General features: G+C 62.9%; 12 protein-coding genes. 2 read left to right on the top strand and 10 right to left on the bottom strand.

From position 1 onward, the window contains the following. Nucleotides 1–70 precede the first annotated feature (70 nt). The 8 genes from CMN27_RS09750 to metG all read right to left on the bottom strand — a co-directional run bounded on the left by CMN27_RS09750 (nucleotide 71) and on the right by metG (nucleotide 10,819). On the bottom strand, nucleotides 71–1,726 hold the full coding sequence (locus CMN27_RS09750) for a phosphoenolpyruvate carboxykinase (ATP) (RefSeq protein WP_293625978.1): 1,656 nt from the start codon (nucleotides 1,724–1,726) through the stop codon (nucleotides 71–73). Between the two features lie 127 nt (nucleotides 1,727–1,853). Then, entirely contained in the window at nucleotides 1,854–3,152 is a 1,299-nt protein-coding gene (locus tag CMN27_RS09745) for a hypothetical protein (RefSeq protein ID WP_293625976.1), read from the bottom strand. Next, nucleotides 3,142–4,248 (bottom strand): hypothetical protein, encoded by a 1,107-nt coding sequence (locus tag CMN27_RS09740; RefSeq protein WP_293625975.1) that lies wholly within the window; start codon nucleotides 4,246–4,248, stop codon nucleotides 3,142–3,144. The genes CMN27_RS09745 and CMN27_RS09740 overlap by 11 nt, the downstream gene beginning before the upstream one ends. Nucleotides 4,249–4,343: 95 nt before the next feature. Further along, a complete protein-coding gene (locus CMN27_RS09735; protein ID WP_293625973.1) occupies nucleotides 4,344–5,054 on the bottom strand; it encodes a phosphoglycolate phosphatase in 711 nt (236 codons plus the stop codon). Beyond that, complete coding sequence (locus CMN27_RS09730) at nucleotides 5,051–5,716, bottom strand: fumarylacetoacetate hydrolase family protein (protein WP_293625972.1); 666 nt, start codon at nucleotides 5,714–5,716, stop codon at nucleotides 5,051–5,053. The genes CMN27_RS09735 and CMN27_RS09730 overlap by 4 nt, the downstream gene beginning before the upstream one ends. After that, nucleotides 5,713–6,360 (bottom strand): endonuclease III, encoded by a 648-nt coding sequence (nth, locus tag CMN27_RS09725; RefSeq protein ID WP_293625970.1) that lies wholly within the window; start codon nucleotides 6,358–6,360, stop codon nucleotides 5,713–5,715. The genes CMN27_RS09730 and nth overlap by 4 nt, the downstream gene beginning before the upstream one ends. A 1,256-nt stretch (nucleotides 6,361–7,616) precedes the next feature. Beyond that, a complete protein-coding gene (locus tag CMN27_RS09720; protein WP_293625968.1) occupies nucleotides 7,617–8,270 on the bottom strand; it encodes an RnfABCDGE type electron transport complex subunit B in 654 nt (217 codons plus the stop codon). A 485-nt stretch (nucleotides 8,271–8,755) separates the two neighbouring features. After that, the gene (gene metG / locus CMN27_RS09715) at nucleotides 8,756–10,819 is read right to left on the bottom strand and encodes a methionine--tRNA ligase (RefSeq protein ID WP_293625966.1); all 2,064 of its coding nucleotides are present in this window, start codon (nucleotides 10,817–10,819) and stop codon (nucleotides 8,756–8,758) included. A gap of 121 nt (nucleotides 10,820–10,940) precedes the next feature. On the opposite strand from metG, the gene apbC reads away from it, so the two are divergent. Then, nucleotides 10,941–12,032 (top strand): iron-sulfur cluster carrier protein ApbC, encoded by a 1,092-nt coding sequence (apbC, locus tag CMN27_RS09710; RefSeq protein ID WP_293625964.1) that lies wholly within the window; start codon nucleotides 10,941–10,943, stop codon nucleotides 12,030–12,032. A 15-nt stretch (nucleotides 12,033–12,047) separates the two neighbouring features. On the opposite strand, the gene CMN27_RS09705 is transcribed toward apbC, so the two are convergent. After that, nucleotides 12,048–12,950, bottom strand: a complete 903-nt coding sequence (locus CMN27_RS09705; RefSeq protein WP_293625962.1) for a LysR substrate-binding domain-containing protein — start codon at nucleotides 12,948–12,950, stop codon at nucleotides 12,048–12,050. A 117-nt stretch (nucleotides 12,951–13,067) separates the two neighbouring features. Here CMN27_RS09705 and CMN27_RS09700 point away from each other — a divergent pair, with 117 nt between their 5' ends. Continuing rightward, the gene (locus tag CMN27_RS09700; RefSeq protein ID WP_293625960.1) at nucleotides 13,068–13,373 is read left to right on the top strand and encodes a DUF1127 domain-containing protein; all 306 of its coding nucleotides are present in this window, start codon (nucleotides 13,068–13,070) and stop codon (nucleotides 13,371–13,373) included. Between the two features lie 216 nt (nucleotides 13,374–13,589). On the opposite strand, the gene CMN27_RS09695 is transcribed toward CMN27_RS09700, so the two are convergent. After that, entirely contained in the window at nucleotides 13,590–14,597 is a 1,008-nt protein-coding gene (locus tag CMN27_RS09695; protein ID WP_293625958.1) for a zinc-dependent alcohol dehydrogenase family protein, read from the bottom strand. Between the last annotated feature and the right edge of the window lie 41 nt (nucleotides 14,598–14,638).

Below are 14,638 nucleotides of genomic sequence, written 5' to 3'. Positions count from 1 at the left end.
GGCCCCTGCGACAGCCCGTCGAGAACCGCGAGGCGGGGTTGTCGCGGCCGGCAACGGCCGCGACGTCGCCTTACATGACCGCTTCGATACCCAGCTGGTCGAAACCCTTCGCCTGGTAGTTTTCCCGGAACATGTCGCGCAGCATTTCGGCCTGGTTGTCGTAGGCGGCCTTGTCTTCCCAGGTATTGCGCGGATTCAGGATCTCGCTGGGTACGCCGGGGCACTGCGTAGGCATGGCGAGATTGAAGATCGGATGATTCTCGTACTCGGTATTCTCCGGGTCGAGATCGCCGGCGAGCGCGGCGTTGAGCAGGGCACGGGTATGCTTGATGGAAATACGCTTGCCCACGCCGTGCGGGCCGCCCGACCAGCCGGTATTGAGGAGGATGCAGCGGGCCTTGTGGGTACGCATCTTCTCGGCCAGGATCTCTGCATAGACCGACGGCTTCTGCGACATGAAGGGTGCGCCAAAGCAGGCCGAGAAGGCGGCCTTGGGTTCGGTCACACCGACTTCGGTACCGGCGAGCTTCGAGGTGAAGCCCGATACGAAGTGATACATCACATCCTTCGTATCCAACAGCGATACCGGCGGCAGCACGCCGAAGGCATCGGCGGTGAGCAGTACGATGGTTTCCGGATGCGGGCCACGCGCGCCGTCGGCCACGTTCGGGTTGGCCGACAGCGGGTAGGACAGGCGGGTGTTTTCGGTGATCGAGCCGTCGGTGAGGTCGAGATCCTGCGGGTCCGTGTCCGCCAAGGCCTTGCCGGGCAGGGCCGGTACGTTCTCGATCACGCAGCCGGGGGTGGACAGCGCGCCGGCAATAACCGGCTCGGCCTCCTTGTCGAGGTCGATAAGCTTGGCGTAGCAGCCGCCTTCGAAATTGGATACGCCGTCTTCGGTCCAGGCGTGTTCGTCATCGCCGATGAGCTGGCGATTCGGATCGGCGGAAAGCGTCGTCTTGCCCGTGCCCGACAGACCGAACAGGATGGCGCCATCGCCGCGTGCGCCGACGTTGGCCGAGCAGTGCATGGGCATTTCACCCATTTCCGGCAGCAGGTAGTTCATGACCGTGAACATGGTCTTCTTGACTACGCCGCAGTAGTCGGCCCGACCCAGTACGAGGCCGATGCGGTTGCGAATATCGATGATCACCGCACGGCTGGACTTGGTGCCGTCGCGCGCCGGGTCGCAGTGAAAGCTGGGCACGTTGAGCAGCGTCCAGCGCTTGTCTTCCGGGTTATCGACGTCGACGCCGTCGGCGAACATGTTCTTGGCGAACAGGGCATGGGTGGCGAACTCGCCCACGAAGCGATACGGCACCGCGTAGGAGGCATCCCAGCCGCAGTAGACATCCTGAACATACAGATGCCGGCCGCGTTCGTTGAGATGGGCGGCGACGCGATCGAGCAGCGGGCCGAAATTGTCCGGTGCGAACTGCTGGAAATCGGACTTCCACCAGATCTTGTCCACGACCTCGGGCCAGGCAACGGCGAAGGTGTCCTGGACCGGGCGCCCCGTGCAGCTCGGGTCCGAGTAATACACGAGCGGGCCTTCCAGCCCGAGCGCGGTTTCGTAGGCCTTGGGTTCGTCGTCCGGTCCGTCGGTACGGATACGGCCGCGATCGTGTGCAAGTGCCTCGCTGAAGAGCGCGTCCTTGCCGAGATTGTGGCGGTACTCCAGGCCGTTCAGGCCCAGCGTCTTGTTCAACTCGGCATTCAAACTCATATGCACTTGTCCTGAGAGCATCCGGCCCGCCGGGCCGGCAAAAACGCGCAGATTACCGGGAAGGCCTGTGGCTGGCAATACGCCAGCGTATCGGCAGGCAGAGCGCCTGCCTGCCGGCCAATGCGCGTCAGTCGGACGAAGACGAGCGGGGCGTCAGGCCGCTGTACTGGTGTATATCCCCGTCATCGATCTCGAACTCATTGGGCACGCGCACGATCAGCGCGCCGTCCACTTGCGCGCTGATGGTGCCGGCCGCGCTCTGGGCGCGGTAATGATAGAGGTTGAATTTGAGGCGCTCGTCGGCGTTGTTCATCAGCTGCAGGTTCGCATTGACCAGCAGGGTGGAATAGAAGCGGGCGTCGCCAGCCTGCAGCCAGATATAGCTGTCGGTTGCCACCGGCGGGTCGCTGAAACCGGCCGCCGAGGTGTCACTGGAGAACTTGAGCGTCAGCCCCTGGTCGCTGAGCGTCGCGCTGTCGATATGGTCGATCTTTACGTGCGGGGGCGGAAAGATCCGTTCCGGATCCATGATCAGCTTGTCTTCTTCGAGCCTGATGCCTTCGCGATCGAACGGAGTGAGGGTCGACAGGTCGAGCCCAACGCTCGATAGCAGCCCCTTGACGGGCATGCCGAACTGCTTGACCTGGGTGGGCGTGTAGACGAGCTTGTTGTCGTCGGTGACCGTGATCGGGCCTTCGAGCGTGGTCGGTAACCCGCCGACAGGCGGGATGAACTCGAACAGGCGTGCGCCGACTTCCACGGTGAGCGTGTCCTTGGAGGTCTTGTTCGTCACCCGCGAAAGCGAGCGCGGCTGATAATCCAGCAAATAGTTGTTGAACAGCGCATCCAGATCCTGCGGCCTTACAACCAGCTCGCCGGCCAGGATATGGATATCGAACTGCTCCGGGTCGTCGAAATTCACCGGTTCGCCGGCTTTTCGAGGCACGAGCAGGGCACGCAGGTTGTCCACGTAATAGCCGACGTTCTTGTCCATGAAGAACTCGACGTTCTTTGCCTGTAGCGCGATGGCACGCACCCCCGAGTCGCGCAGGCTGAACGATCCAACGTCCGACTTGAGCGCATCGGGCAGCAGCCGGCGACGCCAGATATCGCGCAGCGTGGCGTAGCGCTGCTGCTGAGCGGTTACGACGTTCGGCTGTATCGTCTTGTTATCGTTGGCGTCGGCCGGACTCTGCGATGTATTTTCGTCTGCCGTCTGTTGTTCGTCGTCTTGCTGTGCCGAGTCGCTGCCATCGTCGTTTAGCACGGGGGCCAGCCGCCCCGGCTCGGGGCCAAGCGACTTGCGCATCTGGCCCTGGGCCCAGCCGGTGGCGCTCGCGCTCAGCAGCACTAACGCGACGGCGAGCCAGGAGAATGCGGCGCCCATGCGCATGCGCCGGCTATGGGACGGAGTTTCAGGATGCATCGCTATCCTCCGGCAGGGCGGAACCCACGTAGTCGACAGGCACGTAGTCGGAAAGATAGATCGCGATCTCACCCGCAGGGGTGGCATCGAGCACGCCGTTGACCATCTGCTCGCGATAGTTGTAGAGCGAGGCATTGAGTTTGCCTCCGTCGCGGGCCATCAGCTGCAGGCGCGCATCGGTGATCACGGCTCTTTGAATACGTATATCACCGCCCTGGAGCATGACGTAGCTGTCGCTCTTTACGACCGGGTCCGGGAATTCCGGATCCCTGTCGCTGGTGATATCGAGATGTACGCCGGCGCTGTCGATTTGCATGTTGGCGACGTGCACGCTCTGCTCGGGCGGCGGCAGGGCATGGTTGAGGTCGAGCACCACGTTATTGCCGGAAAAGCCGGCGCCTTCGGATTCGATCTGCAACAGCTTCGACAGCTCGAGATTGATCGCTTCGAGCAGACCCTTGGCCTTCATGGGTCCGATCTTGATTTCGTCCGGTCGATAGACGAACAGATGGCCCTGTTCCAGCGTCACCTGGCCCGTCATGTGGAAGGGCAGCCATACGCCGGGAATCTTCGCTGCCTCGCCTTCCACGCGCAGCTGGCCATCGTCGCGGGTGGAGGCCTGGATATTGCGTAGCTGGGAGTCGTCATAATCCGTCAGGTACTGGTTGAACAGTGCCGACAGCGCTTTCGGCGGCAGCGTGACCTGGCCGTTGAGCGGATGAAAAATGAACGAGGTGGGGTCGTCCAGCACGATGGGGTCGCCCGGCGTTTTCGGAATCAGAACGGCCGAGAGCTGGGTGGTATCGAAGGCGACATCCCCGACGATGCGGAAATACACGTTCTTGATGAACAACCCGACCGACTTGCGGCCCGAGTCGCGCAGCGTGCGTTCGCGAATGATCGGGTTGAAGCTGTCCGAAAAGCTGTTCTGCCCTTCGTTGTAGCTTTCGATCGAGGCCAGCTGTGCCTGCTTCGCGGTGATGATGGTCGCTGATTCGGCCGCCTCCGGCTGGGCCGCCTTCATGGCGATCACCGCGCCCGCACACAGCACGATGAGCCCGACGATCGCGATGCCGGTTATTTTCTTCTTGGTCATCGACGCTTTCTCCTCGCACGTCGTTATGTCATCGCATCGTCACGTAAAGACGACGCAAAGACAACTTATCTTTTTAGAAACCGCAGGGCAGTCGCTCAAGCGAGTTCGGCAAGCGTGGCGACGATATGGTCAGGCCGGCTGTCGGCGATCGGTTCGCCGTGATTGTAGCCGTAAGTTACCGCCAGCGTACGAAAACCCGCCGCCTTGCCAGCGGCGATGTCATGCCGGGAATCGCCCACCATCAAAGCTTTGGCCGGGGCGATGCCGGTCTGTTGTGCGGCGTGCAGAAGCGGCGCCGGGTGAGGCTTTTTTTCGTCGAGGCTGTCGCCGCCGAGCGTGAGCGTAAAAAAGTCGGCGAGTTCGAAATGCGAAAGAATGGGGGCGACGAGGGCGATTGGCTTGTTTGTGATCAATACACAGGTGACGTTGCGCGTCGCTAATGCGCGCAGGCACTGACGCGTACCGTCATATAGCGTCGTCCGGGTACAGGGCGCCTCGGCATAGCACTCAAGAAAACACGCATGGGCGGTCTCCACCGTTTGCGAATCGAGACGGTCTTCAGGGGTCGCACATGCGTGCGCGAGCGCGCGTTGCACGAGCTTGTAGCTGCCGTTGCCGACCCAGTCGCGAACCTTTTCCGCCCCGACCGGTTGTTGGCCCTGCTCTTCCAGGGTCGCATCGATGGCCGCAGCGAGATCCGGCACCGAGTCGATCAGCGTACCGTCGAGGTCGAAGGCGACGAGTTGGATATTGTCCAGCGCCGGGTGGCACGCGCGCCGCGTATGAGCCGCTTCGTCCGAACTCAAGCGACTGTCCACTGAGCATCAGCCAGCTGCGGCGCATGCAACGACAGCTGCATGCCCGGCGTAAGCGCGCCCACGCCTTCCGGCGTGCCGGTGAATATCAGATCCCCCGGCAGCAGCTGCCAGTGGGCGCTGAGCATGGCGATCAGGTCGGCGACCCCCACGAGCATGTGCGCGGTATGCCCGCGCTGGCGGGTTTCGCCGTCAATGCTCAGTTCGAAGTGCAGATCGGTCAGGTCGATATCGTCGGTCAGGGCGACCAGTGGCCCCAGCGGCGCGCTGTGATCGAACGCCTTGGCCTTTTCCCAGGGCTCGCCGGTGCTTTTTAGATCGGTCTGGACATCGCGCAGGGTCAGGTCGAGGCCCAGGCCGAGCCCGGCGATATGCTCGCGCGCCGCCTCCGGCGCGATATCGCGGCCACCGCTGCCGATTTCGACCACCAGCTCGGTTTCGTAGTGAATATCGCCGACGTCGTCGGGCAGGGTGATCGCCTCGCCCGGCGCAACCAGCGCGCTGGCCGGCTTCATGAATACGATCGATTGCTTGCCGCTGAGCGTGTTGCCCAGCTCCTCGATGTGCTTTGCGTAGTTGCGGCCGATGCAGAAGATGCGCGGGGTATTGCGCGCGGCAAAGGCATCGGCGGGACGGCCCGGGGAATCGCTCATGAGGTCTGCTCGCTTAAATTCTTGTGCCGATATTCGCATAGATCGACGATGCGGCAGTCGTCGCACAACGGTTTGCGGGCCTTGCACGTATACCGACCGTGCAAAATCAGCCAGTGGTGCGCATCGAGCAGAAATTCCTTTGGCACCAGCCGCATGAGCCGGTCTTCCACCGCGCGTACCGTCTTGCCGGGGGCAATGCCGGTGCGATTGGATACGCGAAAGATATGTGTGTCCACTGCCATGGCCGGTTTGCCGAAGGCCGTGTTGAGCACCACGTTGGCCGTCTTGCGACCCACGCCGGGCAGCGCCACCAGTGCCTCGCGCGTGTCCGGCACTTTGCCGTCGTGCGTGTCGACCAGCGCACGGCAGGTCTTCATGACGTTGGCGGCCTTGCTGTTATACAGCCCGATCGTCTTGATGTAGTCCTTGAGCCCGTCCTCGCCGAGATCGAGTATCGCCTGCGGCGTATTCGCGACCGGGAACAGCTTCGCCGTCGCCTTGTTCACGCCGACGTCCGTGGCCTGGGCGGACAGAATCACCGCGACGAGCAGTTCGAAGGCCGAGTCGTACTTCAGCTCGGTCTCCGGGGTCGGGTTGGCGTCGCGCAGACGATGAAAGATCTCGGTGCGTTTGGCTTTGTTCATGGCTCGGTGCCGCGGCGCGGCTGGAAGCGACAATCGGGGCAGGATTGTATCGGCTTCGTCACTTCAAGCGATCCGCAGACTGGGCGAGAGCGCGCCGGGAACTGTCCCCAGATTGCTTTTAGCGTTCTGCGTAAAGGGTTCTCGAGACGTTCATCCACAGATTACGCCGATTACGCAGATTTAATGATATGGCCATGGTGGGCGATCGGCTTAAGCGGCGCTCCGGGTGGGGTGGCGTTGGCGGCGGAGAACGGTCCGCAGATCGACGCAGATCACGCAGATCGAAGGAGAGATTTATTGCGGTTCGTTGACGCTTGGCGCATAGGTGGCGCTCGTCTAATCTGCGTAATCTGTGAAATCTGCGGTTCCTCTTTAAGAACGAAGCCGCCGAACAGCCCGATTTAAAACGCCCGGCCACATCGGCGCCCGTCTGCGGAGTGCCTTTAGGGTGTGACACGATGGTTCTTGAAGGGCAGTGATCCGCAGATTACGCCGATTACGCAGAGTTATTAACCCGGCACAACTATAGATGAATTATCGGGTTAATAACGCGAGTGCGCGACAGCGTACTCGCCGCGGCCGACGGCCGCGAAGCTATTGAAAATCTAGGACGGACACGTGCCGGACTTGATTTTTGATAGCGTTGAAAACGGCTGACAGAGTCAGCTGTTTTGGTGCCGGGTTAATAATGATTTGGGCATCGTGGGCGATCGGCTTAAGCGGCGCTCCGGGTGGGGTGGCTTTGGCGGCGAAGAACGGTCCGCAGATCGACGCAGATCACGCAGATCGAAGAAAGATGTACCGCGGTTCGTTGGTGCCTGGCGCATAGGCGACACTCTTCTAATCCGTGTCATCTGTGAAATCTGTGGATCCGCTAGAAGAACCAAGCCGCAGAACAGCCCGGTTGAATAGGCCCGCGCGCATCGGCGCCCGTCTGCGCATTGCTTCTAGGGTGTTACGCGAAGGTTCCCAAAAGCGATTTATCCACAGATTACGCTGATTACGCAGATTTTTTTGATGGGCTCGCGGCGGGCGTTAGGCTTCGTTGGCGCTTTGTCTGGGGTGGCATTAGCCGGTCAGAACGGTCCGCAGTTCTGCATAGATACGCGCAGGCCCAAGGCACGACATATCGCCGTTCGTCGGCATGCTACGCGGGCCATGGGCTTTTTTAAATCTGTCTAATCTGAGAAATCTGTGGATCTGTTTGAAGAACGAAGCCAAGGCACCATGGGCGATCGATATCGGCCGGGGTGGCGTCACTCGCGCCCGGCGCGGCGGGCCTTGGCGCGGGCGATGGCGTCGGCGATCGTGGATCTCTTGGCGTCGGACGTGGCCTGTGCATCTTCGCGGGCATCGACGGTGGCCTCGTGACGGCTGGCGCGACGATGACGGGTTGTGCGGCGATTGAGGCGCTGTTGTCTCGCTTCGAACAGGCGGCGCGAACGAGCGGCGCGTTCGGCGTCGACGTCGCGGGCCGGGGGCCAGACCGGCTGGCCGCTGTCGGCTTGGGATTCCGGCATGTCGATACAGTCGACCGGGCAGGCCGGCACGCACAGCTCGCAGCCGGTGCAGTCGAATTCGATGACGGTATGCATCTGCTTGGCCGCGCCGATGATGGCGTCGGTTGGGCAGACCTGAATACAGCGGGTACAGCCGATGCATTCGTCCTCACGAATGAAGGCGACCTTGGGCAGGCTGGCATCGCCGCATTCCGGGTCGATCGGCTTGGTCACCTGGCCCGTGAGTTCGGCCAGCCGGGCCACCGTGGCATCGCCGCCGGGCGGGCAGCGGTTGATATCCGTTTCTCCGGCCGCGATCGCCTCGGCGTACGGCCGACAGCCATCGTAGCCACAGCGCCGACACTGGGTCTGGGGCAGCAGGGCATCGATATCGTCGACGGGTGTCGTCATGGTTTCGTGTTCGACATGTTCTCGACCGATTGGCCCGCAGGTTACGCGACGGCGGCGGGTCGAGTCTGTAGGAGGCGTCCACGGGGCGTGCATGACGGCGCTTCTGGACACGCCCACCGCCGCTATATCGGCCTTGTGTTCGCGCACTCGCCGGCCGGGCTAAAGGTTCTCAAGGCGGCTATCCACAGATTACGCAAATTCCGTAGATTGGATTTTCAGGCGGTGCGGTTCGCCGACGCTTGCGTCGTTTGAGTCTCCAGCCGTTCCCGGGAAGGCGTGTCCGCAGATCGACGCAGAAAAACGCAGATCAAAAGCAAACGCTCTGCAGGCGCGGACGTTGCTTCGCTTGCTGGCGCCTGTTTTCTTGATCTGCGTAATCGGCGAAATCTGTGGCCTTCTTCAGGAACGAAGACGCAAGCAGTGGCCGGTTCGCCCGGGGCGCGCACGGCTCTGGGCACAGCGACTAAAATCTACCGTCGGTGGTACTACTTGACCTTGTCACCGGGTTTCGCGCCGTCGTCGGGCGAAAGAATATGCGGCGAGTCGCCGGCGGCGAGCACCATGCCTTCGGATACGCCAAAGCGCATCTTGCGCGGGGCGAGGTTGGCGACCATGACGGTCAGCCGGCCTTCGAGCTGGGCCGGGTCGTAGGCCGACTTGATGCCGGCAAAGACCTGCTTCTCGCCCAGCGCACCCACGTCGAGCGTCAGGCGCAGCAGTTTGTCGGCGCCTTCGACATGGTCGGCGGCTTCGATACGGGCAATGCGCAGGTCGACCTTGGCGAAATCGCCGATCTCGATAGTATCGCTGTCCACGGCGGCTTCGTCCTTTTTCTGCGGTTTGTTGTCTGCGGTTTTCTGTTCGGCTTCGGGCTGGGCCTGCGGCGCGGACTTGGCCGCGAGGTCTTCCTGGCTGGCCTCGATCATTTTGTCGATGGCGGGCTGTTCCACGCGGCGCAGCAGCGGTTTGAAGCGCTGAATCTCGCCCGATATCGGCGTGGCCAGATCGGCCCAGCTCAGCGAATCGACGTTCAAAAACGCTTCGGCGCGCTCGGCGGTTTCCGGCAGCACCGGCTTGAGATAGATCGTGAGCTGGGCGAACAGGGCCAGGGCGGTGGTGCAGATCTGTTGCAGTTCCTCTTCGCGGCCGTCTTCCTTGGCCAGCTGCCAGGGCGCGCGTTCGGCGACATAGGCATTGGCCTCGTCCGCCAGGGCCATGATCTGGCGGATCGCCTGGGCGAAACGACGCTGTTCGTAGTGCTCGGCGATCTCGTCCGCCGCCTTGGCGAAGCGCGCGAACAAATCGTGCCCCTTGAGGCCATCAAGCGTATCCGCGAGCTTGCCGTCGAAGCGCTTGGTGATGAAGGTCGCACTGCGCGAGGCGATATTGACGTACTTGCCGACCAGATCGGAGTTGATGCGCGCGCGGAAGTCGTCGAGGTTCAGATCCAGATCCTCGACCTTGCCGGAGAGCTTGGCGGCAAAGTAGTAGCGCAAAAATTCTGCCGGCATGTGGTCGTGCCAGGTGCGCGCCTTGATGAAGGTGCCCCGCGACTTGGACATCTTCTCGCCGTTGACGGTGAGAAAGCCGTGCGCATGAATGCCCGTGGGCGTGCGATAGCCCGCGCCTTCGAGCATGGCGGGCCAGAACAGGGCATGGAAATAGACGATGTCCTTGCCGATGAAGTGATACAGCTCGGCCTTCGAATCCGGCTTGAAGAAGGTGTCGAAGTCGAGATCGTCGCGGCGCTTGCACAGGTTCGCGAAGCTGGCCATATAGCCGATCGGGGCATCCAGCCACACGTAGAAGTACTTGTCGTCCGTGCCCGGGATCTTGAAGCCGAAATAGGGCGCATCGCGGGAGATGTCCCAGTCCTTGAGCCCGGCCTCGAACCATTCGTCGAGCTTGCGGGTGACCGCTTCCTGGAGGTGATCGCTGCGCGTCCAGTCGTGCAGGAATTTCTCGAAATCCCCGAGCTGGAAGAAGTAGTGCTCGGAATCGCGCTCCACCGGCGTAGCGCCCGACAGCACGGACACCGGGTTGATCAGTTCGGTGGGCTGATAGGTCGCGCCGCATTTTTCGCAGGCGTCGCCGTACTGATCCGGCGCACCGCATTTCGGGCATTCGCCGCGAATGAAGCGATCCGGCAGGAACATCTGTTTTTCTTCGTCGAAGGCCTGCGAGATGGTGCGACGCGCGATATGGCCGGCCTTGTCGAGCCGGGTATAGATTTCGGCGGCCAGTTCGCGGTTTTCGGCCGAATGGGTCGAGTGGTAGTTGTCGAAGCCGATCAGGAAATCGTCGAAATCGCGCTTGTGCTCGGCGCCGACATCAGCGATGAGCTGCTCGGGCTCGATGCCCATGTCGCGCGCCTTGAGCATGATGGGCGTGCCGTGCGCGTCGTCCGCGCAGACATAGATACAGCGATTGCCGCGCAGCTTCTGGAAGCGCACCCACACGTCGGTCTGGATGTATTCGACCAGATGGCCCAGATGGATCGAGCCATTGGCATAGGGCAGGGCAGAGGTAACGAGAATATCGCGCGCCATAACAGGCTTTCTTGTCGGCTGTCGAAAGCCCGCCAGTATGCCACAGCCGTGCCCGGCCGGCCGGCGGTGGCTGCTATCATTGGCGCCGTTTCAATTGACCGAATCAATCCTGGAAAGCGCCATGAGCGATGCCCTAAAACAGACCGTCGAAACCGAACTCGGCCGTTTCCACGAGCCCTATCTGGATACCGACCTGATCAGCGCGCGCGCGGTGCGTTCGCTGGAGGTGAAGGGCGAGCGCGTGACCCTCGAACTCGATCTGGGCTTTCCCTGCGGCGACTACGGCCAGACGCTGGCCGAACAGGTGCGCACCATGCTCGAAGCGGTCGACGGCGTCGAGCGGGCCGACGTGACCGTCGGTTTTTCGGTGGCCGCGCGCGCGGTGCAGCCCTCGCTCAAGCGTGTCGAGGGCGTACGCAACATCATTGCCGTGGCCTCGGCCAAGGGCGGCGTGGGCAAGTCCACCGTGGCGGCCAACCTCGCGCTCGCGCTCAGGGCCGACGGCGCCTCGGTCGGCCTGCTGGATGCCGATATCTATGGCCCCAGCCAGCCGCGGCTGATGGGTATCGAAGGGCGTGCCCAGGCCAAGGACGGCAAGATGCTGCTGCCCATGCAAGCCCACGGCATGCAGACCATGTCGATCGGCTATCTCATCGACAAGGATTCGCCGGCCATCCTGCGCGGGCCCATGGTGACTTCGGCGCTACAGCAGATGCTGTTCCAGACCGCCTGGGAGGATCTCGACTATCTCATCATCGACCTGCCGCCGGGCACGGGCGATATCCAGCTCACCCTGGCCCAGAAAGTGCCCGTGTCGGGCGCTGTGGTGGTGACCACCCCGCAGGATCTGGCGCTCATCGATGCCCGCAAGGGCGTGGAGATGTTCAACAAGGTCAATGTGCCGGTGCTGGGTATCGTCGAGAACATGAGCACGCATATCTGCTCGAACTGCGGCCACGAGGAAGCGATCTTCGGCGCCCGCGGCGGCCAGACGCTGGCCGACGAATACGACGTGGGCCTGCTGGGCGAACTGCCGCTGGATATCTCGATTCGCGAAAACGCCGATGCGGGCCACCCCAGCGTGGTGGCCGACCCGCAGGGCAACATCGCCAGCGCGTATTTCGATATGGCACGACGTACCGCCGCGCGTCTGTCGCAGCAGAAGAAGGACTACGCCGGCAAGTTCCCGAACATCAAGGTGGAAAGTACCTAGGCGCGTTACGAGCGCCTAGCCGCGCAGCGCGCGAAAGGCCTCGACCACGTGCTGCGACAGGGCCTTGCCGGCGTCCGAGCAATGCGTGCCGAATACGAGCGCGGTGTGGGTATCGATCAGCGGCGGTAGCTGCGGTTCGTCCAGCACTTCCAGTTCTGCCGAATCCACCAGTGGACGCGGCAGCGGTGCAATCGCCAGGTCGGCGAGCACGGCCGCCCGCTGGCCGGCACTGTGATCGCTGCTGTAGGCGACACGATAGGAACGGCCGGCCCGGTCGAGGGCATCGATCGCGCTCGCACGCCAGGCACAGCCGGGTTCGGCCAGGGCCACGGGCAACGGCTCGCGCAGCTTCGCGCTGCCGCCGCGTCGGGCCGCCCACACCAGCGGCTCGCTGTGTACGATCTCGCCACGCTCGCTATCGACCTCCCGGCTGCCGACGGTGACCAGCGCGAAGTCGATCTGCTCGCGGTCGAGGCGTTCGAGAATCACCCGGCTGGTGCCGGTAATCACGTCGACCTGGACCGCCGGGTTCGAGCGCGCGAACGTCGCCAACACCCGCGGCAGAATACGCCCGCCCACATCATCCGGCGTGCCCACACGCACCGTGCCGTCGAGCGCGGGGGCAAGGAAACAGGCGACCGCTTCGGCGTTCAACTGCAGCAGTTGACGTGCATAGCGCAACAGCAGCTCGCCGTGCTCCGTTAGATGTACCCGGCGCGCCTCGCGTACGAACAGGCGCTTGTCGAGCGTGGTTTCCAGCCCCTTGATCTGCATGCTCAACGCCGAAGGCGTACGAAATACCGCCTTGGCCGCACGCGTGAAGCTGCCGTGCTCGGCGATGGCCACAAAGCTGCGTAGCACCTCGGTATCGAGTAGTCGCTCGGTGGCGCCGCTGGTTTGGCCGGCTAGTCCAGTCATCGCACTTTGTTAAATAAAACTGAAAGCAGAGTATAGATCTTTTCGCTGTATTGAAAAGAAAGACGCTTCCATGCTGATCCCGTTGCTAAAACATCGGTCACGCATCTGGAGGTATGCATGTGTCAATCGTCTGTCGAACATCGCCACGAGACCGGGCGCGGGCCTGGATCTCGGTCTGGATCGATTACCCCGCGCATCGAGCGGCTCTATATGCCGGCCATGCCGCCGCTATGGCTGTTCGCACTGATCGGGCGTGCCCTGGCGCGCTGGCGCAAGCGCCGGGCGGTCAAGGCACTGCTCAAGCGCGACGATCATATACTGCGCGATCTGGGTTATAGCCGCGGCGAACTCCGCCGGCAGCTCGACCAACCCGGCCTGGATGTATCCGTGCACTGTAATCGAACCCCATGCGACGGCTCGTGAACGAGCGGGCGGCGCTTTGCGTGGCGGCAGCCCGGCGACGGTCCGGACTGCCGTTTATCGCGTTACGAAAACAGCGCGACGCGTGGCTCGATGGGCTGATCGAGCGTGCTCGTCGCCGCCTGCCTTATTACCTTATTTGCGCGTATTGCGTTCATTGGCGGACAACATGTATGCGTTCGCGCAGTGGCGCAGGCACATACATCACCAAGTGTGCATTTACGCGTTACGCGCCTCGTCAGCGATATCGATCACGATCTTGCCCACGGCCGCGCCGGCTTCCAGATGCGAATGCGCGGCGGCCACGTCGCCGAGGGTGAAGCGGCGTTCGTCGAGCAACGGCTTGAGTCGGTCGGTGGCGGCGAGCTGCGCTGCCTTGGTCAGGATCTCGGCGTGATGCTGGGGATGCACGCCGTGCAGCATGCTCGTGAGCATGAAGATGGCATGCAGCGTGAGGCTCTTCGTATGCATCGGCGTGAGGTCGGCCTCGTACTGCGACACGATGGTGGCCACCTGGCCGTTGACCCGCACGCCGGCAAATGAGGTGGCGATATCCGAGCCGCCGGTGGCATCGAAGACCACATCGAAACCGCGGCCCGAGGTCAGGCGCTGGACATAGTCCTCGACGCTTTCCTCGCGATAGTTGATGGTTTCGTCGGCGCCCATGCGGCGGGCGATATCGGCCTTGGCGGCCGAGGAAATCGTGGCCGCCACGCGCGCGCCCTGGGCCTTGGCCAGCTGGATGGCGATATGGCCCACGCCGCCCGCGCCGCCGTGGATGAGCACATGATCGCCCGGGGCGATGCGGGTGCGGTCTACCATGGCCTCCCAGGCGGTGATCGTCACCAGCGGCAGGGCCGCCGTTTCGCGCCAGCTAAGTGCCTCCGGCTTGAAGGCCATGAAGGCGGCATCCACGGCGATATATTCGCCATAGGCGCCGCCGCGCCCGCGCAGCCCGCCGGCGCAGCCATAAACCGCATCGCCTTTCTTGAAGCCGGTCACGCCTTCGCCGACCGCCTCGACCACGCCGGCCACGTCGCAGCCGAGCACGCCGGGCAGTTCCGGGGCGATGGGCGGGCCGGCCGCGCGTAGCTTGGTATCCACCGGGTTCACGCTGGATGCGATCTGGCGCACCAGCAGCTGACCGGGTCCGGGCGTGGGGGTATCGATTTCGGCGGCTTCGAAGACATCGGGGGCGCCGAATTCGCGAATGAGCTGAACCTGCATGGCGGGCTCCTGAAAACGTGTGAATCACAGACCGCTCAACG

It is taken from the genome of Salinisphaera sp. (assembly GCF_002729955.1).
In the GTDB taxonomy this organism is placed as follows: Bacteria; Pseudomonadota; Gammaproteobacteria; order Nevskiales; family Salinisphaeraceae; genus Salinisphaera.
This window is presented reverse-complemented; position numbering and strand designations above follow the sequence as displayed.

Bases quoted from the DNA above. Each gene is read 5' to 3' on its own strand.
- CMN27_RS09730 (WP_293625972.1), bottom strand. From the start codon at position 5,716: ATGAGCGATTCCCCGGGCCGTCCCGCCGATGCCTTTGCCGCGCGCAAT.
- CMN27_RS09700 (WP_293625960.1), top strand. From the start codon at position 13,068: ATGTGTCAATCGTCTGTCGAACATCGCCACGAGACCGGGCGCGGGCCT.
- apbC (WP_293625964.1), top strand. From the start codon at position 10,941: ATGAGCGATGCCCTAAAACAGACCGTCGAAACCGAACTCGGCCGTTTC.
- CMN27_RS09740 (WP_293625975.1), bottom strand. From the start codon at position 4,248: ATGACCAAGAAGAAAATAACCGGCATCGCGATCGTCGGGCTCATCGTG.
- CMN27_RS09695 (WP_293625958.1), bottom strand. From the start codon at position 14,597: ATGCAGGTTCAGCTCATTCGCGAATTCGGCGCCCCCGATGTCTTCGAA.
- nth (WP_293625970.1), bottom strand. From the start codon at position 6,360: ATGAACAAAGCCAAACGCACCGAGATCTTTCATCGTCTGCGCGACGCC.
- CMN27_RS09705 (WP_293625962.1), bottom strand. From the start codon at position 12,950: ATGACTGGACTAGCCGGCCAAACCAGCGGCGCCACCGAGCGACTACTC.
- metG (WP_293625966.1), bottom strand. From the start codon at position 10,819: ATGGCGCGCGATATTCTCGTTACCTCTGCCCTGCCCTATGCCAATGGC.
- CMN27_RS09745 (WP_293625976.1), bottom strand. From the start codon at position 3,152: ATGCATCCTGAAACTCCGTCCCATAGCCGGCGCATGCGCATGGGCGCC.
- CMN27_RS09720 (WP_293625968.1), bottom strand. From the start codon at position 8,270: ATGACGACACCCGTCGACGATATCGATGCCCTGCTGCCCCAGACCCAG.
- CMN27_RS09750 (WP_293625978.1), bottom strand. From the start codon at position 1,726: ATGAGTTTGAATGCCGAGTTGAACAAGACGCTGGGCCTGAACGGCCTG.